The sequence below is a fragment of the Streptacidiphilus melanogenes genome (assembly GCF_000787835.1).
Lineage (GTDB): Bacteria > Actinomycetota > Actinomycetes > Streptomycetales > Streptomycetaceae > Streptacidiphilus > Streptacidiphilus melanogenes.
This window is the reverse complement of record NZ_BBPP01000006.1, coordinates 90,091-110,971: the sequence shown is the minus strand read 5'-3', so window position 1 is coordinate 110,971 and position 20,881 is coordinate 90,091. Positions and strand designations below refer to the sequence as shown.

The 20,881-nt window shown below is 72.9% G+C and carries 17 protein-coding genes and 1 pseudogene; 9 read left to right on the top strand and 9 right to left on the bottom strand.

What is annotated here, in order from left to right:
• Window positions 1-5: 5 nt before the first annotated feature.
• Window positions 6-2,114, bottom strand: coding sequence for an ATP-binding protein (locus tag TR49_RS09215; protein WP_042379305.1), 2,109 nt, complete (start codon window positions 2,112-2,114; stop codon window positions 6-8).
• 27 nt (window positions 2,115-2,141) lie between these two features.
• The gene (locus tag TR49_RS09210; RefSeq protein ID WP_042379302.1) at window positions 2,142-3,809 is read right to left on the bottom strand and encodes a carboxyl transferase domain-containing protein; all 1,668 of its coding nucleotides are present in this window, start codon (window positions 3,807-3,809) and stop codon (window positions 2,142-2,144) included.
• A gap of 172 nt (window positions 3,810-3,981) precedes the next feature.
• Here TR49_RS09210 and TR49_RS09205 point away from each other — a divergent pair, with 172 nt between their 5' ends.
• From TR49_RS09205 to TR49_RS09195, 3 genes are all read left to right on the top strand, one after another.
• On the top strand, window positions 3,982-4,599 hold the full coding sequence (locus TR49_RS09205) for an SACE_7040 family transcriptional regulator (RefSeq protein WP_042379544.1): 618 nt from the start codon (window positions 3,982-3,984) through the stop codon (window positions 4,597-4,599).
• Window positions 4,600-4,746: 147 nt separating this feature from the next.
• A complete protein-coding gene (locus TR49_RS09200) occupies window positions 4,747-5,205 on the top strand; it encodes a PPOX class F420-dependent oxidoreductase (RefSeq protein WP_042379300.1) in 459 nt (152 codons plus the stop codon).
• Window positions 5,206-5,277: 72 nt separating this feature from the next.
• Window positions 5,278-9,492, top strand: coding sequence for an ABC transporter ATP-binding protein (locus TR49_RS09195; protein WP_042379298.1), 4,215 nt, complete (start codon window positions 5,278-5,280; stop codon window positions 9,490-9,492).
• A gap of 108 nt (window positions 9,493-9,600) precedes the next feature.
• On the opposite strand, the gene TR49_RS09190 is transcribed toward TR49_RS09195, so the two are convergent.
• Both TR49_RS09190 and TR49_RS09185 read right to left on the bottom strand, forming a co-directional pair.
• Window positions 9,601-10,452: a hypothetical protein gene (locus TR49_RS09190; protein WP_042379297.1), complete on the bottom strand. Its 852-nt coding sequence runs from the start codon at window positions 10,450-10,452 to the stop codon at window positions 9,601-9,603.
• Between the two features lie 97 nt (window positions 10,453-10,549).
• The gene (locus TR49_RS09185) at window positions 10,550-11,842 is read right to left on the bottom strand and encodes an MFS transporter (protein WP_052434136.1); all 1,293 of its coding nucleotides are present in this window, start codon (window positions 11,840-11,842) and stop codon (window positions 10,550-10,552) included.
• Between the two features lie 107 nt (window positions 11,843-11,949).
• Here TR49_RS09185 and TR49_RS09180 point away from each other — a divergent pair, with 107 nt between their 5' ends.
• The 4 genes from TR49_RS09180 to TR49_RS09165 all read left to right on the top strand — a co-directional run bounded on the left by TR49_RS09180 (window position 11,950) and on the right by TR49_RS09165 (window position 15,856).
• Window positions 11,950-12,549: a winged helix-turn-helix domain-containing protein gene (locus tag TR49_RS09180; protein ID WP_042379296.1), complete on the top strand. Its 600-nt coding sequence runs from the start codon at window positions 11,950-11,952 to the stop codon at window positions 12,547-12,549.
• 137 nt (window positions 12,550-12,686) lie between these two features.
• On the top strand, window positions 12,687-14,057 hold the full coding sequence (locus TR49_RS09175) for a restriction endonuclease (protein WP_152627146.1): 1,371 nt from the start codon (window positions 12,687-12,689) through the stop codon (window positions 14,055-14,057).
• 242 nt (window positions 14,058-14,299) lie between these two features.
• Window positions 14,300-14,743, top strand: coding sequence for a DUF6278 family protein (locus tag TR49_RS09170; protein ID WP_042379291.1), 444 nt, complete (start codon window positions 14,300-14,302; stop codon window positions 14,741-14,743).
• A 225-nt stretch (window positions 14,744-14,968) separates the two neighbouring features.
• Window positions 14,969-15,856 (top strand): ZIP family metal transporter, encoded by an 888-nt coding sequence (locus TR49_RS09165; RefSeq protein WP_042379289.1) that lies wholly within the window; start codon window positions 14,969-14,971, stop codon window positions 15,854-15,856.
• Window positions 15,857-15,876: 20 nt separating this feature from the next.
• Here TR49_RS09165 and TR49_RS09160 read toward each other — a convergent pair whose 3' ends face one another.
• A complete protein-coding gene (locus TR49_RS09160; protein WP_042379288.1) occupies window positions 15,877-16,815 on the bottom strand; it encodes a LysR family transcriptional regulator in 939 nt (312 codons plus the stop codon).
• Window positions 16,816-16,931: 116 nt separating this feature from the next.
• Window positions 16,932-17,693, bottom strand: coding sequence for a trypsin-like serine peptidase (locus TR49_RS09155; RefSeq protein WP_042379536.1), 762 nt, complete (start codon window positions 17,691-17,693; stop codon window positions 16,932-16,934).
• Between the two features lie 172 nt (window positions 17,694-17,865).
• Between TR49_RS09155 and TR49_RS41270 the strand changes: the two genes are divergently transcribed.
• On the top strand, window positions 17,866-18,906 hold the full coding sequence (locus TR49_RS41270) for an EamA family transporter (protein ID WP_201776167.1): 1,041 nt from the start codon (window positions 17,866-17,868) through the stop codon (window positions 18,904-18,906).
• 103 nt (window positions 18,907-19,009) lie between these two features.
• Here TR49_RS41270 and TR49_RS45400 read toward each other — a convergent pair.
• A pseudogene (locus tag TR49_RS45400) lies at window positions 19,010-19,216 on the bottom strand (MarR family winged helix-turn-helix transcriptional regulator); the annotation flags it as partial.
• A gap of 239 nt (window positions 19,217-19,455) precedes the next feature.
• Between TR49_RS45400 and TR49_RS09140 the strand changes: the two are divergent.
• Entirely contained in the window at window positions 19,456-19,800 is a 345-nt protein-coding gene (locus TR49_RS09140) for a DUF2218 domain-containing protein (protein ID WP_042379284.1), read from the top strand.
• Window positions 19,801-19,810: 10 nt separating this feature from the next.
• Here the strand turns inward: TR49_RS09140 and TR49_RS09135 are convergent, their stop codons facing one another.
• Together TR49_RS09135 and TR49_RS09130 are read right to left on the bottom strand one after the other, a co-directional pair.
• Window positions 19,811-20,266 (bottom strand): GNAT family N-acetyltransferase, encoded by a 456-nt coding sequence (locus TR49_RS09135; RefSeq protein WP_042379531.1) that lies wholly within the window; start codon window positions 20,264-20,266, stop codon window positions 19,811-19,813.
• Window positions 20,267-20,304: 38 nt separating this feature from the next.
• Window positions 20,305-20,793 (bottom strand): glutathione peroxidase, encoded by a 489-nt coding sequence (locus TR49_RS09130; RefSeq protein ID WP_042379283.1) that lies wholly within the window; start codon window positions 20,791-20,793, stop codon window positions 20,305-20,307.
• Window positions 20,794-20,881: the final 88 nt, after the last annotated feature.

Sequence of the window (20,881 nt, the reverse complement as noted above, 5' to 3'; positions counted from 1 at the left end):
ACTCCTCAGGATTCCGCGGTCTCGCCGGTCGGGTCGTCCGCGGGAGCGATCACCGCGAGCAGGTCGTCCATGGCGACGGTGGCGCCCGGGACGACCTTGAGCTGCGCGACCGTGCCGTCGTGCGGCGCGGTGATGACGTGCTCCATCTTCATCGCCTCCAGTACCAGCACGGCCTGACCGCGCTTCACCGTCTCGCCCACGGAGGCCTTGACCAGGGTCACGGTGCCGGGCATCGGCGCGGTGAGCGAACCGCCATGGGCGCCCGCCCCACCCAGGGCGAGCTCGGCGAGCGGGTCGTGGACGTGGCAGGCCCAGCTGTCGCCGTCGCGGGAGAGCCAGACGGTGCCGTCGCCGTGCTCGGCCCCCTCCACGCCGCAGGCGAACCCGCGCGTCACGCCGTCGACGGTGACGGCCAAGCGGCCGGCCCCGCCGGACAGCTGCGCACGGGCCTCGGCCCTCAGGATCTCGCCGTCCCCGATCCGGACCTCGAAGGCGCCCGCTCCGGCGTCGACACCGGCTGCGGTGTTCTCCGCGCCGCGCCGCGGACGGACCAGGACGAGTACCGGGTCGGCGCCGGGAAGCCGCAGATGGTGCCTGGTCCAGGCGGGCGTGCCGCCGATCCGCCAGCCGCTGGGCCGGGCGAACGGGTCGGTCCACCCCGAGCCGTCGGTGGCCCGGGCGGGCGCGAGAGCCAGCTGGCGCAGCAGCGAGGCGGCCAGCAGCGGGAAGTTGTCCACAGGCTGCGCGGTGCCCGCTTGGCCGGTGTCGCCGGTCGGGACTAGCGTGAGCTCCGGGTGGCGCTCGACCAGACCGGTGTCGAGGCGCCCCGCGACGACGTCGGGATGAGAGATGAGCCGGCGCAGGTAGCCGGCGTTGGTGACGACCCCGAGCACGACCGTGTCCGCAAGGGCGGCGCGCAGCCTGCGCAGGGCGGTGTCCCGGTCGGGGCCGTAGGCGATGACCTTGGACACCATCGGGTCGTAGGTGCTGCCGACGACCAGCCCGGGGGCCAGTCCGGAATCCACCCGGACCCCCTCCCCTTCGGGCTCCTGGAGCAGCAGGACCTGCCCTCCGGAGGGCAGGAACCCGCGGCTCGGGTCCTCGGCGCAGATCCGCGCCTCGATGGCGTGTCCCGTGAGCGTGACGTCGTCCTGGGCGAAGGGGAGCACTTCGCCCGCGGCCACGCGGAGCTGCCACTCCACCAGGTCCAGGCCGGTGACCAGTTCGGTCACCGGGTGCTCCACCTGGAGCCTGGTGTTCATCTCCATGAAGAAGTGGGAGGAGGGATCACTGCCTGGAACGATGAATTCGACGGTGCCTGCGCCCGTGTAGCCGCAGGACTTCGCCGCACGCACGGCCGCCGCACCCATCTCGGCGCGCGTGGCCTCGTCGAGGAGCACGGAGGGGGCTTCCTCGATCAGCTTCTGGTGGCGCCGCTGGAGGCTGCACTCACGCTCGCCCAGGTGGACGACGTTGCCGTGCGTGTCGGCGAGGATCTGGATCTCGATGTGGCGGGGGCGGTCGATCCACCGCTCCAGCAGGAGGGTGTCGTCGCCGAACGAGGTGCGGGCCTCGCGCCTCGCGGCGGCGATCTCCTCGGCCAGCCGGTCCGCCTCGCGGACGAGTCGCATGCCCTTGCCGCCGCCACCGGCGGACGGCTTGAGCAGCACCGGGAAGCCGATCTCGGCCGCGGCCGCGATCAGGGCCGCGTCGTCGAGGTCGTCGCCACTGCTGCCCGGGACGACCGGAACGCCGGCGGCCTTGACGGCCTCCTTGGCGTTGATCTTGTCGCCCATCAGCTCGATCGCCCCGGCGGGCGGGCCGATGAAGACCAGGCCGGCCTCGGCGCAGGCGCGGGCGAAGCCGGTGTTCTCGGCGAGGAAGCCGTAGCCGGGGTGGACGGCCTCGGCTCCGGCCCTCTGGGCGGCGGCGACCAGTTCGGCGCCGTCGAGGTAACTGTCGATCAGAACGGCGGTGTCCGCGGCGAGAACGTGCGGCGCGGAGGCGTCGGCGGCGCTGTGCACGGCGACGGAGCGGACACCGAGCCGCTTCAGCGTGCGGATGACCCGGACCGCGATCTCGCCGCGGTTGGCCACCAGAACACTTTCGAACATAGGCACTGGAGGTGACCTCTCGTCATGTCACATGCGGAAGACGCCGTAGGGGCGCGGCTCGGGCAGGGGCGCGTTGGCGCAGGCGCTCAGCGCCAGGCCGAGCACGGTGCGGGTGTCCAGCGGGTCGATCACGCCGTCGTCCCACAGGCGGGCCGTCGCGTAGTAGGCGTTGCCCTGGCGGTCGTACTGCTCGCGCACCGGGCGGCGGAACTCCTCCTCCGCCTCGCTCGGCCAGTCCTCGCCGCGGGCCTCCATCTGGTCGCGACGCACCGTCGCCAGCACCGAGGCGGCCTGCTCGCCGCCCATGACGGAGATCTTGGCGTTCGGCCACATCCACAGGAAGCGAGGGGAGTAGGCCCGCCCGCACATCGAGTAGTTGCCCGCGCCGTAGGAGCCGCCGATGACGACGGTCAGCTTCGGCACCCGGGTGGTGGCCACGGCCGTCACCATCTTGGCGCCGTGCTTGGCGATGCCGCCGGCCTCGTACTTCTGGCCGACCATGAACCCGGAGATGTTCTGCAGGAAGAGCAGCGGGATGCCGCGCTGGTCGCAGAGCTCGATGAAGTGCGCGCCCTTGAGCGCGGACTCGGCAAAGAGGATGCCGTTGTTGGCGACGATCCCGACGGGGTGGCCCTGGATCCGGGCGAAGCCGGTGACCAGCGTCGGGCCGTACTCGGCCTTGAACTCGGCGAAGCGGCTGCCGTCCACGATGCGGGCGATGACCTCGCGCACGTCGTAGGGGGTGCGGGAGTCGACGGGGACGGCTCCGTAGAGGCTCGCCGGGTCGACGGCGGGCTCCTCGGAGGCCTCGACGGTCCACGGACGCGGGGCGCGGGGGCCGAGCTCGCCGACGATGGTGCGCAGGATCGAGAGCGCGTGGCCGTCGTTCTCGGCCAGGTGGTCGGTGACGCCGGAGGTGCGGGAGTGCAGCTCGCCGCCGCCGAGCTCCTCGGCGGTGACGACCTCGCCGGTGGCGGCCTTCACCAGCGGCGGCCCGCCGAGGAAGATCGTCCCCTGGTTGCGGACGATGACGGCCTGGTCGCTCATGGCCGGCACGTAGGCGCCGCCCGCGGTGCAGGAGCCCAGCACGGCGGCCAGCTGGGGGATGCCGGCGGCCGAGAGGCGGGCCTGGTTGTAGAAGATCCGGCCGAAGTGGTCCCGGTCGGGGAAGACCTCGTCCTGCATCGGCAGGAAGGCGCCGCCCGAGTCGACGAGGTAGACGCAGGGCAGGCGGTTCTCGAGGGCGACCTCCTGGGCACGGAGGTGCTTCTTGACCGTCATCGGGTAGTAGGTGCCGCCCTTGACGGTGGCGTCGTTGGCGACGATGACCACCTCGCGGCCCGCGACCCGCCCGATGCCGGCGATCACACCGGCGGCGGGGGCGTCCCCGTTGTAGAGGCCGTCGGCCGCCAGCGGCGCGAGCTCGAGGAAGGGCGAGCCGGCGTCGAGCAGTGTGTCGACGCGGTCGCGCGGCAGCAGCTTGCCGCGGGAGGTGTGGCGTTCGCGGGCGCGCGCTCCGCCGCCCGCCGCGGCCGCGGCCAGCTTGGCCCGCAGTTCGTCGGCCAGGGCCTGGTGTCCCTCGGTGTTGCTCCGGTAGGAGGCCGAGGTGGGGTCCACCGTGCTCTCCAGCCGCGGAGCGGCGGCCCGGGCCTGTGGGCTCGGGGGAAAGCCGGTGGGGAGTGGAGCGGGTGCCATCGCCGAGAGCTCCTTTGCTCCTGTGAACGAGCGTTAACTTATACGCCTCAGGTTAACGCGGCCTAACAGGTCTGTCTACGATGGCCCAATGGTCAAGCCTTCGAGTCCCTCCGGCGCGGCGACCGGGACGTCGGCCGGCGCTTCCGGTGGCGGTGCGGGTTCCGCCGCGTCCATGGGTTCCACCGGCGTCGCGCCGGAGAACCCCAGGCGGGCACAGATCCGCCGTGAGGCGGCTCGTCTCTTCGCCGAGCGAGGCTTCCTCGGCGTGGGCGTGGACGAGATCGGCCGGGCCGTCGGCATCAGCGGGCCGGGCCTGTACCGGCACTTCGCCGGCAAGGACGCGATGCTGGCCGATCTGCTGATCGGCATCAGTGAGCGGCTGCTGGAGCAGGGAAGGCAGCGGGTCGACGCCTCCGTCGATCCGCAGGAGGCGCTGGAGTCGCTGCTCCAGTGCCACATCGACTTCGCCCTGGACGAGAGCGCACTGATCACCCTGCACGACCGGGAGCTGCTCAACCTGCCGGACCGGGAGCGCCGCAAGGTCCGCAGCCTGCAGCGTCAGTACGTGGAGCTGTGGGTCGGCGTCGCCCGGGACGTGTTCCCGGGGTTGGGGGAGGAGGCACGTCCGGCCGTCCATGCCGTGTTCGGGCTGCTCAACTCCACACCCCACAGCGCCGCCGTCGGCCCGTCCGTCGCGGGTCACCCGGACGGACGCGCGGCGATGGCCGCACTGCTGCACCGGCTCGCCCTCGGTGCCCTGGGGGCGGCGACGGAGTCGCGCGGCCGGTAAGACCCTCCGTGGACGGCGTCTCCGTCCACGGACCTACGACCATCGCGGAGTCCCACCGCGACCGTCGGCCGGTGCGCGACGGGAACACCCGGCGGCAGTCTGGTGCTGTGCCCAAAGGGCATCATCAGGCGCACGGGAGGACGCACGATGGCGAACAAGGACCTGCTGGATCTGGTCGCGCGGTCGCAGACCGGAGCGGTGGTCACCCTCAAGCGGGACGGTCGACCGCAGCTCTCGAACGTCAGCATCACCTTCGACCCCGGCTCGGACGGCACCACGGGCGGCCGTGCGGACGGTGGCGGAGTGATCCGCTTCTCCACCACCGCGGACCGTGCGAAGGTGGCGAACCTGCGGCGGGACGCCCGGGTGAGCCTCTATGTCACCCGTCCCGACTTCGGCGGCTACGCCGTCGTCGAAGGCACGGCGCAGCTCACGCCGGTCGCGGCGAAAGCCGACGACGCGACCGTCGACGAGCTGGTCGACGTCTACCGGCGGATCGCGGGCGAGCATCCGGACTGGGACGAGTACCGCGCCGCGATGGTGGCCGATCGGCGCCTGGTGGTGCGGATCCCGGTCGAGCGGGTCTACGGCTGGGGTGGCTGGTGACTCGAGCGGGGGCGGGTAAGCCCCTCAAGTGGCATGGACAGCTGACCGACGAGAAGATTAGTATCGCTAAATATGTCTCAGGCTCATAAATCTCCGGGGGAAGTCGCAGCCCCCTCCACCGGTTCCGGCGCCGAGCGCGGGTCCGGCTGGGTGCGTCGGCTGAGCGGGTATGCCTGGCGCTACCGCACCAACGTCCTTCTGTCGTTCGGCGCCTCGCTGGTCGGCATGGCGATCAGCGCCCTCGTGCCGCTGATCCCGCGCCACATCATCGACGACGTCATCACCACCCACAGCAGCTCGCTGGCCCCCTGGGCGATCGCGCTGGTCGCCGCCGCGGTCGCGGTCTTCGTTCTGACCATGGTCCGCCGCTACTGGGGTGGACGCCTGGCCATGGATGTGCAGCACGACATGCGCCAGGACCTCTTCGACTCGCTGACCCGGCTCGACGGGGTCAAGCAGGACGGGCTCGACACCGGGCAGGTCGTCGGCCGGGCCACCTCCGACCTGCAGATGATCGTCGGGCTGCTCAGCATGCTGCCGATGATGACCGGCAACGTGCTGATGTTCCTGCTCTCCATCGTGGTGATGTTCTTCCTGTCGCCGATGCTGACGCTGATCGCGCTGGCGATGGCCCCTGCGCTGTGGTGGTTCGCGTCGCTCAGCCGCAAGCGGCTCTTCCCGGCGACCTGGTCCGCCCAGCAGGAGGCCGGCCGGGTGGCCGGCGTCGTGGACGGGGCGGTCTCCGGCGTCCGCGTCGTCAAGGGCTTCGGCCAGGAGGAGCAGGAGCTCGGCCGGCTCGAGTCCGCCAGCCGCCGCCTCTACGCCAGGCGCCTGCGCGGCATCCGGCTCAGCGCCCGCTACAGCCCTGCGATGCAGGCGATCCCGGCCCTGGCCCAGGTGGCGGTGCTGGCCCTGGGCGGATGGCTGGCCGTGCGCGGCCAGGTGACGCTGGGCACCTTCGTCGCTTTCTCCACCTATGTCGCACAGATGACCGGCCCCGTCCGGATGCTCACCATGCTGCTGACGGTCGGGCAGCAGGCGCGCGCCAGCGTGGAGCGCGTCCTGCAGCTGATCGACGAGCGTCCGGTGATCAAGGAAAGCGCCTCGGCGACCGACCTCGACCTGGGCGAGCTCACGCAGCTCGAGGCCGCACAGAGCATCGACGGACTCGCGAGGGCCGGGTCGGGCCTGCCCGCCGTCTCCTTCGAGGACGTCGACTTCGCCTATGCCTCCTCGTCCGGACCCGTGCTGCGCGGGCTGAACCTGAGCGTGCGCGCCGGTGAGACCGTCGCGCTCGTCGGAGCCTCCGGCTCCGGCAAGTCCACGGTGGGGATGCTCGTGCCCCGCTTCTACGACGCGAGCAGCGGTACGGTCCGCGTGCACGGCCACGACGTGCGGGACCTCACGCTGCGGTCGCTGCGCGCCGCGATCGGCATCGTGCCCGAGGACAGCTTCCTCTTCTCGGAGTCCGTGCGCACCAACATCGCCTACGGCCGCCCGGACGCCACGGACGACGAGGTCGTCGCCGCCGCCCGTGCCGCGCAGGCCGACGGCTTCATCCGCGAGCTGCCCGACGGCTACGACACCGTGGTCGGCGAGCAGGGGCTGACCCTCTCCGGCGGTCAGCGTCAGCGTGTCGCCCTTGCCCGGGCGATCCTGGCCGACCCGCACATCCTCCTGCTCGACGATGCGACCTCCGCCGTCGACGCGCAGGTCGAGGCCGAGATCCACGAGGCGCTGCGGACGGTGATGGCCGGCCGCACCACGCTGCTGGTCGCGCACCGGCGGTCGACGCTGCAGCTGGCCGACCGTATCGGCGTGCTGGACCAGGGGCGTCTGGTCGACCTGGGCACCCACGAGGAGCTCGACGCCCGCTGCCTGCTCTACCGCTCGCTGCTGACCGACCCGGACGCCATGGCGGCCGACATCCGTCAGGCCGATCCGGCTGCGCAGATGCTCACCGACTCGCTGCTGGCCGCCGAGCTGGCCGACGACGAGCTGACCGACATCCGGCCCGCCGACGCCGTGTTGCTGGAGGCGGAGGCGGCCGCCGCGCTCGAGCTCGACGACCTGGAGCTCGACGGTGCCGGGAACACCGCCGCGACGACCGAGCGGGCTCAGCTGGACGGCGCACCGCTCGACGGGGCTCGGCTCGAAGGAGCGGGGCTCACCAGGGTGGACGCCGCCGCCCGAGTCGGCGGCGTGACGCCCGCGCTGTGGGACCGCGAGCGCCATCCTGAACCCGACCCGGACGCGCCGGTGACCGCGGACCGCCCCGGCGCGGGCGGCGGACACATGGGCGGACCCGGCGGCATGCACGCGGCGATGGGCGCCATGGCCGCCACGCCCGAGCTGCTGGCCAAGGTCGCGGCCCTGCCGCCGGCCGACGAGACCCCGGCCATCCCCCTGGACGAGGCCCGCAGGCCGGACCCGATGTTCAACGTCCGCCGGATGCTGGCGCCGTTCAGGGGCCCGCTGATGCTGGCACTGCTCCTGGTGACCCTCGACGCGATCGCCTCGCTCGTGCTGCCGATCCTGATCCGTCGCGGTATCGACGACGGCGTCAGCAAGGGGGCGGCCGGCGCGGTCGGGCTCGTGTCGCTGGTCGCGCTCGCGGTGGTGCTCGCCGACTGGGGGGTGCAGACCGCCGAGACGCAGGTCAGCGGCCGCACCGGAGAGCGTGTGCTGTACGGGCTGCGCGTGAAGATCTTCGCCCACCTGCAGCGGCTCGGCCTCGACTACTACGAGCGCGAGCTCGGCGGCCGGATCATGACGCGCATGACGACGGACGTCGACGCGCTCACGTCCTTCCTGCAGACGGGCGTGGTCACCGCCGTGGTCAGCCTGCTCACGTTCTTCGGCATCTTCGTGGTGCTGCTGGTCCTCGACGCGGGGCTCGCGCTCTACGTCTTCGCGGTGCTGCCGGTCCTGATCGTGGCCACCCTGGTCTTCCGCTCGAAGTCGTCGAAGATCTACCAGCTGGGCCGGGAGAAGGTCAGCACGGTCAACGCCGACCTGCAGGAGAACGTCGCGGGCATGCGGATCGTGCAGGCCTTCCTGCGCGAGGACCACAACCGGGCGCGCTTCGCCGAGCGCAGCGACGACTACCGGCGCACCCGCGTCCGGGCGCAGCTCTACATATCGCTCTACTTCCCGTTCGTGCAGATGCTCTCCAGCGTGGCGGCGGCCCTGGTGCTGATCGTCGGCGCCAACCGGGTCAACGCGGGAACGCTGACGACCGGCGCGCTGGTGGCCTACCTGCTCTACATCGACCTGTTCTTCTCGCCGGTGCAGCAGCTCAGTCAGGTCTTCGACGGATACCAGCAGGCCGCTGTCGGACTCAGCCGGATCCGGGAACTGCTGCGCACCCCGACGTCCACCCCGCAGGCGGCGCAGCCGGAGGCCGTGGGTCGCCTGACGGGCGACATCCACTTCGACGACGTGCGCTTCGCCTACAACGCCCTCGGCGCGGACGCGAACCTGTCCGACCCGAGCCTGTCCGGCGCGACCGCGTCCCCCGCGTTCGCCGCGGGCGCGATCGTGGCCGCCTCCGCGAAGAAGCCGGGGCGGAAGCCCGAGGCGATCACCGGTGTGGACCTGCACATTCCGGCCGGTCAGACCGTCGCGCTGGTCGGCGAGACGGGCGCGGGCAAGTCCACGCTGGTCAAGCTGCTGGCCCGGTTCTACGACGTCACCGGAGGCGCGGTCCGCGTGGACGGCCGCGACGTGCGCGAGATGGACCTGGCCGGGTACCGGCACCGTCTGGGTGTCGTCCCGCAGGAGGCCTACCTGTTCGCGGGGACGATCCGGGACGCGATCGCCTACGGCCGGCCGGACGCGAGCGACGCCGAGGTCGAGGCGGCGGCGCGGGCGGTCGGCGCGCACGAGATGATCGCCCGGCTGGACGGCGGCTACCTCTACCGGGTCAGCGAGCGGGGCCGGAACCTGTCGGCCGGTCAGCGGCAGCTGATCGCCCTCGCGCGCGCCGAGCTGGTCGACCCGGACCTGCTGCTGCTCGACGAGGCGACCGCGGCGCTGGACCTGGCCACCGAGGCCGCGGTCAACCGCGCCGCGGACCGTCTGGCCCGGCACGGCGGCAAGCGCCGCACCACCGTGGTCATCGCCCACCGCCTCAGCACGGCGGCCCGCGCCGACAGAGTGGTGGTCATGGACCACGGCCGCGTCGTCGAGGACGGCACCCACACCGAACTCCTCGCCGCGGACGGCGCGTACGCCCGCCTGTGGCGCGCGTTCGTGGGGGAGGAGCAGACGGCCAAGGTCGGCTGACTCCAGTCCGAACCGTCGCACCGCGCAGCACCGCAACGCAGCGCCCGTCTCCCGGCCGACGTGTCGGCGCGAGACGGGCGCTGCCCCGTGAGGAGCGTCGGCGCCGCCTCACTCCGGCAGTTGCAGGACCTCGATGCGACGTCGGCCCGGTTCGGCGGGCGGCGCGGCGAACGCGCTGTCGCCGGAACGGGGCGGGACCACCTTCTCCGATGCGTCGACGCGGGCCGTCACCGCGCGCCACCACAGCGCGAACGGGACTCCGCCGTTCTCCTGCTCGACGCGGAGGCGAGCCGGTTCGTCCCAGACGATGCGGCGGACGGTCCATTCGGCGCGGAGGCGCAGCAGTTCACGGTCGAGGTCCTGGGCGGCGAAGCGGTCGGGTGAGACGAAGTCGGCAGGACCGGTAGGCGGTTCGCCGTCCCACCGGAACACCGTCAGCTCCACCGACCCGGCGGCCTCCTCGTCGTCGAGCTCGCGCAGCGACCAGCCCCAGACGGGTTCCGCGCCCCGCCCGGCGAAACGGGAACGGATCTCGACCCAACGGCGGGCGGCGGCCTGGGAATCGAGGCGGCGGCGGATCTCGCAGTGGATCGGCCAGTAGCCGGTCGTGGCCGTGCGCACCGCACCGGCGTAGTCGGCGACGGCCGCCTCGAAGGCGCTCTCGGCCGCACGGGCGGCGCGGCGGCGGACGCCCGGGAGCAGGCGGCCCGCGGCCCGCTCTGCGCGTCGCTCCGCGAGGGCCAGCAATCGGGCGGCGTCCGCTACGGCGGCCTGGTAGTCGGCGGCTGCGGTCCGCCAGGCGTCCCATTCGACCCGGTCGACCGGGATCAGGCCGTCCACGCGATCGGCGTCGGCGGTGTCCGCCTCGGTCAGCGCGAGCAGGCGTGGTTCATCGACCTCGGCCCCTTTGCGGGCCGGGTTCTCCAGCAAGGTCACCAGCACCCAGAGATCGCCGATCATCCAGCCACCCGTTCCGACAGCCGTCCGTCGCAGGTGACCTACCCACGGACCTCGATCGATAGGCCGCGCCGGCCCCTCGCATCGCTCCGAGGGGCCGTCATGCGGCGGGCGACGGCCAGACCGCGCGCCGCAGCTCCGGCACGGCCGCAGCACGCAGGGCGGCCAGGAAGAGCACGGCCCCGAGCAGGAGCAGGCAGCCGGTGCCGCCGAGGAACTGGAGCAGCAGGCCGACGGCGCCGCTGCCGAGCGGGATGCCGAGGCCGACCACGGTCATCGTCGCGGTGATGGTCCGACCCCGCTGGGCGTCGGGGACCTGGCGGAAGATCAGGACATCGAGCAGCACGCTGAGGGCGGGGATGCCGAGCATGCCCGCGAGCAGCAGTGCGCCCGTCGCCCACGGGCCGCGCACGACCCCGAGCGCGGCGAAGACCGGGGCTTCCAGGCCGACGATGCCGATCAGCAGCGTGCCGGGACGGAACCTCCGGTGCAGGACACCGACCAGCGCGGCGCCGGCCAGGCCGCCGACGGCTGAGCCGGCGAGCGCCGCGCCGATGGCCCAGGCGGGCGTGTGCTGCTCGCGGAGCCGGTAGATGACGGCGAGGCTGAGCGGAGCGCCGCACGCGTTCAACGCGGTGACCAGCAGCAGCGCCAGGCGCAGGGTCGGTGTCCGCCACAGGGCGCGGACGCCGTCGAAGACGGTGCGCAACGAGGCGCCCGGGTCGGTGGCCGTCGGTTGCTGCGGACGCACGATCAGGGCGCAGAGCAGGGACACGGCGAAGCCGAACGCACTGAAGACGAACGGCACCGCGCGGCCGAGGCCGTAGAGGAAGCCGCCCAGCGGCGGACCGGCCAGCTCGGCGAGACTGACGCGAAGTTCGTCCTGGGTCAGCGCGGCGGTCAGCTGTTCGGGGGCGACGACGGCGCGGACGAGCAGCATGCGCGCCGCACCACCGAGCGGCTGTGCCGCGCCGAGCGCGGCGGCGACCAGGAGGAGGTGAGGCAGCGTCAGCGTGCCGAGCAGGCCGACCAGGAAGACGGAGCCGGTGGCCGCGACGCGCAGCGTCTCGGCGGCGACGAGCACGCGACGGCGGTCGCAGCGGTCGAGCAGGACGCCCGCGGGCAGGCCGCACAGCACCGTGGCGGCGGCCTGGATCACGCCGAACAGCCCGGCCCAGGCCGGGGAACCGGTGAGCGCCAGGATGACCAGGGGATAGGCGACGTCGGCGGCGGTGACCCCGGTCAGCGCGGAGGCGGAGCCGATCCACAGCAGCTGGAAGCGCCAGTTGCGGCGCAGCGGGGGCTGCAGGGGCTGCGGGGGCAGTGCGGACTGCTGAGGCGCCGGTGCCCCGGTCTCCTCCCGGTTGTCGCCGTCGATGGTGCTTGCGGTCATGACAGGCCCTCCCCGATCCGTCGACTGGCGTGAACGTTCTCGCGTTCGCTTACGTTCACTATGGCGTGAATGGTGTCGCATCGGTGAGCGCCTGGCAAGATGGAGGCATGGACGACGTTCGGGACGTGCGCATCGTGGAGGACGTGGAGACGCTCAAAGCGCTCTCCGACCCGCTCCGGCTCAGCATCCTCCAGGCGATGAGCGGGGCCCCCGGCGACCGGTCCTGGACGGCCAAGGAGCTCGCCCGCGAGCTGAAGGAGCCGCAGACCAAGCTGTACCGCCACCTCAAGCACCTGGAGGAGGCCGGGCTGATCCTCGTGGCCGAGACGCGGGTCGTCTCCGGGATCGTGGAACAGCGCTACACCGCCGCACAGCGCCGGATCCAGCTGAGCCGGGGATTCCTCGCCTCCACGGCCGCCGGTGCGAGCGACGAACGCGACGCCGCGCTCGAACTCGTCAACTCGGCGCTGACCTCTTTCGAGCGGGAGCTGGCCGGGGCGCTGCGCTCCGGGCGCGTCCGTCTCGACGACGCCGACGAGCGGCGCCGGCCCATGGTGATGATCGCCGACTTCCGGCTCGCCGCCGACCGCGCCGAGGCCTATCGGGCACGGTTGCGGCAGCTCATGGACGAGCTCAACGCGGAGCCCGACGACCCGGACGGAGTGCCGGTGCACGTCATGCTGGCGATGTACCGTCCCGACGAGTGACCGTGGAGACGGTGGGAGGAGCACCCGCTGACGGCCCGTGGGCTCGCGCGGTGTGGCATATCGGGGACATGGACAGACTTGCCGATGAGATGCTTGGTCCCTTGTGGCGTGGGCGGCGCGGTGGAGGGGACGGCGAAGTGACGGGGCGTCGGCGGGCGGTGCTGGCCCAGCAGTACACCGAGGTGGCGGAGGCCGCCGAGCAGCGTCTCGACGAACTGCTGGACCTCGCGGCCGACCCCTCGCCCGCCGTGGACTTCGAGGCGCTGCGCCGCGATTACACGCCGCGCCCGCTGCCGCCGACCGCCGTCTCCGAACCCCCGCGCTGGGCGGACTTCGAGCCCGACGCGGGCCAGCTGCCCGTCGGCCGCTCCGGGCAGCCGCTGCTCGACCCCGCCTACCAGCAGAACCTCGCCTCCGCCCGGCTCGCCCACCAGCGCGCCCTGCGTGAGTACCGCGAGCAGGAGCGAACGCTGCGCGACCGGGCCGAGGAGGTCCGGCTCGCCTACGAGCGCGAGGAGCGCGAGCGCGCCGACGCGGTGCGCGCCTACAACGAGCGCCTGGTCGAGTACCGGCACGCCTACGAGGACGGCGAGCCGGCCGCGGTCGAGTCGGTGATGGAACGCGCCCTCGCCGCCGCCGGACGCCTCCCCGGCCTGGAGGTCCCCGCCCGCGTCGGCTACCGGCCGCTCACCAGGACCGCCGTGATCGACCTGGTCCTGCCCGGAGTCGGCGTCGTCCCGCCCGCGCTGGCCTTCCGCGTCTCGTCGGACGACGCCGAGGGCGGCATCGAGCCGGTGCCGCGTCCGCGCGAGGAGTGCGTGGAGCGGTACCTGCTCCTGGTCGCCCGCCTGGCCCTGCGCGCGCTGGACGCCGTCGTCGCGGCCGACACCGAGTCGCACCTGGACGGCGTCGTGCTGAACGGACGGGTCGTCACCGCCGAGGCCGGGGAGACGACGCTGCTCAGCGTCGACGCGCGCCGCCACGACCTGTACGCGCGAACCCTGCTCCCCACCGAGCACGCGGATGCGCCGGCCCGGCTCCGGGAGCTGCCCTGCCGGATCACCGTCGACCCCTACGCCCCCGCGCCCGTCGTCCCCTTCGGCGTCAGCAGCCCGACCGCGCCCCTTCCGGAGGAGCTCTCCCCCGGCGAGTTCGCCGGCCTCGCGGCGGAGTTGTTCGCCGCGATGGGCCTGCCGGACTGGGACGCCCGGCTCGTCGGCCGCGACGGCCTGCTCGCGATAGCCCACGGCGACGGCGTGGGCTTCGCCGACCACCCCCACGTCGTCTGCCTCGCGCGACGCCCCACGGTGGTCGGCGAGGAGGCGGTCCGCAACGTCGCCGAGGTGATGGAGGAGGAGCAGGCGGAGGCGGGCATCTGGGCCACGACCGGCAGCTTCCATCCGCAGGCGGTCCTGGCCGCCGCCGAACACGCGAGCCTGCGGCTCATCGACGGCGGCGAGCTCCGCGCGCTGATCCGCGAGCACCTCGGCGCGGAACTCGGCGGCTGAGGGCAGCCACGCGCATCAGCGTCGCGCCCAGACCGCACCGCTCCGCGCCGGGGCCGCTCCGCTCGGCGCTGCAACGCGCTTGGCCTCGGCCGGACTGCGGCCGTGTTCGGGCAGCTGTCCATGGCGCGGTGGAGCAGGCTGTGAGGCGAGCCGGGCTCCGGACCGGCGGTGTCGCGGGTGGGCCGGGCAACTTCCCCGTGCCCTTCAGGGGCTGGGCGCCGCCGCGGTGTCACCCTTGAGGCATGAGCTTCCCCTTCATGGATCGCTGGCGGCCGCGCCGGGACGACGCCGAGGCGCGGGCCGAGCGGTATCCGGGAGGAGTGGGAGATCCGGCGGGCCTCGCGGAGGTGCTCGGTGAGTGCGCCCTCCTGCGTGGCCGCGCGGCGGACATGGGGGTGGAGTTGGACGACGCCCCCGAGTCCCTCTCGGCGCTGGACCAGTTGCCGCCGCGCTGGCGCGACGATCCGCAGGAGGCGGCCGAGCTGGGGCACGACGCGGGGCTCTACCTGGGCTCGGTGATCGTCGCGTCCGTCGCCGGCGCGAGCTGGGAGCTGCTGCGGGACGGGCGTCCGTTCGTCCGGTTGGCGAGCGGACGCGAGCTGGACGTGGCCGCGGTCGGCCGCGACTGGGCCGCACAGGGAGCGCCCTCACTGTGGCAGGTGTACTCCGAGGCTGACGAGGGCTGACGAGGTTTGATACGGCCTGAGGCGGTCGGGACGGGAGCGCGGAGGCGGCCCGGTGGCCGGTCGCTCGTGTGGGGTAATCGGCGCGCGGGTGGACGGGCCGTCAGTGAGGATGGTGCCGAGGGCGCCGAGGGTGGGCCCGCAAGCAGGGCGGCGGCGACTGGGCAGGGCGCCGCCGCCCTCGCACGTCGTCCCGCCCCGCGCCCGTCCCCGTCCTCGGGAGGGCCGATGCCGGTACTGGTGGCCGCAGGGGCCTTCGTGATGACCCTCCTCGGCGGGCTCGTCGCCGGCAGGTTCGGCGACCGCCGACACCTGCTCCTGGGACTGGCTGCCGGGCTGATGCTCGGCGTCGTCTCCTTCGACCTGCTGCCCGAGGCGGTCCAGGCGGCGGGCCGGCATCTGTGGGGCGTGCCCGAAGCGCTGCTGATGTTCGTGCTCGGCTTCCTGGTGTTGCACATAGCCGAGCGCTCGGTGGCGATCCACCGGGCGCACGAAGCGGAGTACGCGGCCCACGAGCACGCCGGACTTCCGCACGTCCACGGCCCCGCGCACGGCCAAGGCCAAGCCCAAGCCCAGAGCCGGTCCCAGGCCCCCCAAGCCCAGGCCCCCCAAGCCCAGGATCACGGCCACGCACACGCCCACGGTGTCATGGCGGCTGTCGGCCCGGACGGGCGGAGCCAGAAGCTCGGCCTCGCGGCCGCGTCCGGCCTCTGCGTGCACAGTCTGATGGACGGCTTCGCGATCGGAGCCTCCTTCCAGGTCGGGAACAGCTTCGGCGCGGTGGTGGCGGTCGCCGTGCTGGCCCACGACTTCGCCGACGGCTACAACACCTTCACCATCACCCGGCTCTACGGCAACGACCTGCGGCGGGCGGTCATCCTGCTGACTCTGGACGCGATCGCCCCGGTCGTCGGTGCGGCGGTCACCCTCGCCTTCACCATCCCCGAGCATGTCGTCGGCCTCTACCTGGGCTTCTTCGGCGGCTTCCTGATGTACCTGGCGACCTCGGACATCCTGCCCGAGGCCCACAGCCCCCACCCGTCACGGTCGACGTTGCTGTGCACGGTGGCCGGAGCGGGCTTCATGTGGCTGGTCATCGGCCTCGCCAACAGCTGACCCCGACCCGTGCGACCGGCTCAGCCGCGCTGCGCGATCAGCGTCGGTTCGGGGGCCGCCGTGCGCTCCGGCCAGTGCCGGCGCAGCGTGTCCAGCGCCGCGATGATCGCCGGACGGCGTGAGGCGTGCTGCCGCCACAGCACCGAGACCCGACGCGTCGGCTCCGGCATGATCGGTCGGGCGACGACCCCGTGCGGCAGGGGCGCACGGCCCAGGCGCGGCACCAGGCCGAGGCAGAGCCCGGCCGCGATCAGCGCGATCTGCGTGTCGAACTCGGTGGCCTGGAAGCGTGTGTCGGGCTCCTCGCCGGCCTCCCTGAGGGTGCGGATCAGCCAGTCGTGGCAGATGGTGCCGGCCGGGGTGTTCACCCAGGTCTGCCCGAGGAGGTCGCCGACGCTGAGCACCTCGCGCGCGGCGAGCGGATGGTCGACGGGCAGGACGGCGTCGACGACGTCCACGCCCAGGTGGCGGCGGGCGACCCCCTCGGGCGTGGCGAGGGGGGTGTTGGGCCAGTCCTGGACCACCGCGAGGTCGATCTCGCCGCGGGCGACGAGTTCGGCCATGAGATACGGGTCGCTCTCCAGGACCCGCAGCTCCAGCTCCGGGTAGCGGGCGGTCAGGTCGGCCAGGACCGCGGGCAGCAGGCCGCGGGCCGCGGTGGCGAAGGCCGCGACGAAGAGCCGTCCGGTCACCTGCCCGCGGCGTGCCTCCAGGTCCACCTCGGCTTGGTCCACCAGCGCCAGCACGGTTCCGGCGGTCCGCACGAGCTCCTGCGCGGCGTCGGTCAGCACGACGCCGCGGCCGCGCTTCTCCAGCAGCGGGGTCCGTGTCTCCCGCTCCAGCTTGCTGATCTGCTGGGAGACGGCAGACGGGGTGTACCCCAAGGCCGCGGCCGCGCGCCCCACGGAGCCGTGCACGGCCACGGCGTGAAGGGCGCGGAGTCGTCCCAGATCCATCATGCAGGCAGCTTATGACCTGCGGTCGCACCGTCCAGGGGCCTGCGGAGCCTCGCCGCGCGGGCGCGCCCGCGACCGACCCGAACAACATCCGGATGTCAGCCGGTCAGGGCCGGACGTCAGCCGCGTGCCACCGCGGCCCGGTAGACCGCCGCGATCGAGGGGCCGAAGTACGCCGAGTACGAGACGTTGGCCGTGGCGCCGCCCCCCTCGTAGCCGCCGATGACACCCGCGACCGCGCCGCGGGTGCGGGCGTCGGCGGCTACGCCGACCAGGAACGGGCCGCCGCTCGTGCCGCCGGGCAGGCCGGGGCAGTCGAACTCGAGCTGGTGGGCGTTGAAGCGCCGCAGGCGGGACGAGCAGTGGACCGGCCGGTCGGTGCGGCTGGGGTAGCCGATGGCGACGGCGCGGGTGCCGGGGCGCGGGTTGAAGGCGAGGGCCTCCGCGCCTGCCACGTCCTGGATCCTCCGTCCGGCCGCGTCCGGACGCAGGATCAGGAACGCCACGTCGGAGTTCTGGTTCCCGCGGGCGGTCCAGCCGCTGTCGGCGACGACCGTGGCCACCGACCAGGTGCCGAAGGGGCGTCGTCGGTCGTGGTAGCCGGGGACGAAGGTGAGGCCGCCACGGGCGCGACCGGTGCCGGGGGCGATGACGCAGTGGGCCGCCGTCACCACGATGTCGCGGGTGGGACTGTCGACCACGGCGCCGGTGCAGAAGTGGTGGTCGGGGTGGGCGGCGGAGGAGCCGAAGATCGCACCGACGCGGGAGGCCCCGCCGAACGCCGTGGAGTCGGTCGCTCCGGCGGCGGAGACCTGGGTCTGGGGCGCGGTCAGCAGCACGGCGAGCATCGCACCGGCGGCCGCCAACGAACGAAGCGTCATGTACCGCATGATTTGCCAGGAAGGGGATGCTTGCCACCATTGTCGGCAAGCGAGTGAACTGACGGTCTGTCGGACAGGCCCGAGTCCAAGCTCAATCATTCAGCATCCATGAACGATTCGCTGAAGAACTGTTTGCTGGTGCTGCATGGATGCCAGGGGTGATCCTCGGATCATGACAGGTCGCCACTTCGGACTCGCCGTCCTCGTCGCCGCCGTCTGGGGCGTCAACTTCGTCGCCATCGACGCCGGGCTGAGCCACTATCCGCCGCTGCTCTTCACCGCTCTGCGCTTTCTTGTCGCGGCGGTGCCCGCCGTCTTCCTGGTCGGACGGCCGGGGGTGCCCTGGCGCTACGTCCTGGCCGGCGGGCTGGTGCTGGGCGCACTTCAGTTCGGGCTGCTCTTCGAGGGGATGAAGGCAGGCATGCCGGCGGGGCTCAGCTCGCTGGTCCAGCAGGGGCAGGCGATCTTCACGGCGGTCTTCGCCTCGGCACTGCTGCGCGAGCGGATCGGTGCACGCCGACTGCTGGGGCTCGGGGTCGCCGTGGTCGGCATGGTCGTCGCGGCGCTGGACCAGGCGTCACGCGGGGGTGCCGCGCCCCTGGGCGCGTTCGCCCTGGTGGTGGGAGCGGCGGCGGCGTTCGGGTTCTCCAACATCATCACCCGGAAGGCCGCGCCGCCGGACGCGCTGCGCTGGATGGTCTGGGTCAGCGTGGTGCCGCCGCTGCCGCTGGCGGTGCTGTCGCTTCTCACCGAGGGTCCCCGGGCGGATCTGCGGGCGCTGACCACCTTCAGTCCGAGTGCCGTGGGCTCGCTCCTGTACGTGGCGTGGGGTGCGACCCTGGTCGGCTTCGGGCTCTGGGGGTACCTGTTGCGGCGTCACGACGCGTCCGTGGTGGCACCGTTCTCGTTGCTGGTGCCGGTCTTCGGGATGTCCTCGGCGTGGCTGCTCCGGGGGGAGGCGCTCAGCCCGCTCTCCGGAGCGGCGGCCGCGCTGGTGATCTCCGGGATCGCGATCGCGTCCGTGACCCGCCCGCGGCTCGGGCGGTCGGTGATCAGTCCTGCGCCGAGGGCTGACCACCCTGAGCGGGGCCGGGTGCGTGCGGGTGGGGTGCATGGGGGTGGCCGTGCGGGCCGTGGTGGGGGTGTGCCTGCTCGTACGCCTCTTCCGCCACGTGCAGCAGACGCAGCAGCGTCACCCGTTCGGCCGAGCTGACCGGGCCGAAGTACTCGGCCGCGACCTCGCGGCGGACCGCCGCGATCCGGGCCACGGCCGCCTCGCCCTGCTCCGTCAGATGGAGCAGTGTGGCGCGGCGGTCGTCCGGGTCGGGAGAGCGGGTGACCAGCCCGGCTGCCTCCAGGGCGTCGACGACCGTGGTGGCCGAGCGCGGGGCGATGCGCAGCCGATCCGCGAGCTGGTTGAGGCGGATGCCGCGTCCGCCGCTCCAGGCCAGGGTGTCCAGCGCGCGGCCCTGGGAGGGCGTCAGCCCGTGGGGGGCCAGCCGGTGGAAAGTGGCCTTCCGCATGCGCTTGCTCGCGCGCATCAGCGCGTCGGCGAGCTCGACCTCGGTGGGGATCGGCTCGGGCGCGGTGGCGGACGGGGCTGCGGCGGTCACGGAAGGGCTCCTGCGTAGGGGGAGGCCAGGATATCGACAGAGTCGGTCAGGACCGGCGAGGGAAATAATTAGAGAGCCAAGCTCATTATGCCTTAGGCTCGCCTAAGCAGCCAGGGGTCCGCCGTGGCTGCCGTCTCTTGGAGGTTTCCATGGCCCGCTCTCATGCGCGCGTCGCCACCGACCGCCCGAACCGCTATGCCAAGCAGCTCGCCTCGCACTTCGGTCGCAAGATCGAGACCCACTGGGACGAGGAGACAGGGCAGGGCTCGCTCAGCTTCAGCTTCGGCACCGCCGCCATGACCGCCACCCCGGACGCCCTGCTGCTCGTCGTCGAGGGCGCTGCCGACGACCTCGACCGTCTGGAGGACGTCGTCGGCCGTCACCTGGTCCGCTTCGGGAGCAAGGACGAGCTGGTCGCCGAGTGGCACCGCGCCGACGGCACGGCCGGCACCGTCCAGCGCAACGAGGAGGAAGCCGCGGCCGAGCAGGCCTGACCGGCGGAGATCAGCCCAGCGGCAGCTTGAAGCCGACGTGTGAGCCGGTGAAGCCCAACCGCTCGTAGAAGCGGTGCGCGTCGGTGCGGGTGTTGTCGCTGGTCAGCTGGACCAGCGAGGCGCCGAGGCGGCGCGACTCCGCGACCGCGTGCTCCATCAGCTCCGTGCCCAGCCCGCTGCCGCGCTGGTCGGCGCGGACCCGGACGGCCTCGATGACGGTGCGGGTGGCCCCACGCCGTGAAAGGCCCGGGATCACCGTCAGTTGCAGGGTGCCGACCACCTCGCCCGCGCGCTCCGCCACGATCTGGTGCTGGTTCGGGTCGGCCTCGACCCGGGCGAACGCCTCCTCGTAGGGGGTCATGTCGTCCGGCGACTCCCGGCCCACGCCGAGCGAGTCGGCGGCGAGCATCGCGACGATGGCGGGCAGGTCGGCGGCGGTAGCCCGCCGGAAGATGACGTCGGTCATGATCATCACCCTACGCGGCGGGCCGTGCGACGCGTCGCTCAGGCGGAGAGCTGGGCCTCGATCGCGGCGACCAGCTCAGGCGCCTCCGGCTCGGTTCGCGGGCGGAACCGGCCCACGACCTCGCCCTTGGGCGAGAGCAGGAACTTCTCGAAGTTCCAGGTGATGTCGCCCGCCTCGCCGGCGGCGTCCTCGGCGGCGGTCAGCTCGGCGTAGAGCGGGTGCCGCTCCGGGCCGTTCACGTCCGTCTTCTCCAGCAGCGGGAAGCTGACGCCGTAGCTGGTCGAGCAGAAGGTCTGGATCTCCTCGGCCGAGCCGGGCTCCTGGCCGGCGAACTGGTTGCACGGGACGCCCAGCACGGTGAAGCCGCGCCCGGCATAGGCCTGCTGGAGGCGCTCCAAGCCGGCGTACTGCGGGGTCAGTCCGCACTTGGACGCGACGTTGACCAGCAGCACCGCCTGGCCCGCGTAGTCGGCGAGGCTGGTGGGCTCGCCGCCCAGGGTCTTCAGCGGAATGTCGGTCAGGCTCATCTTGGATCCTCCGGGGCTCTGCTCGTCAGGGCGCGGTCGGCCGAGGTCGAGGGTAGCCCTCGACCTCGGCGACAACCGCGTCACCGGC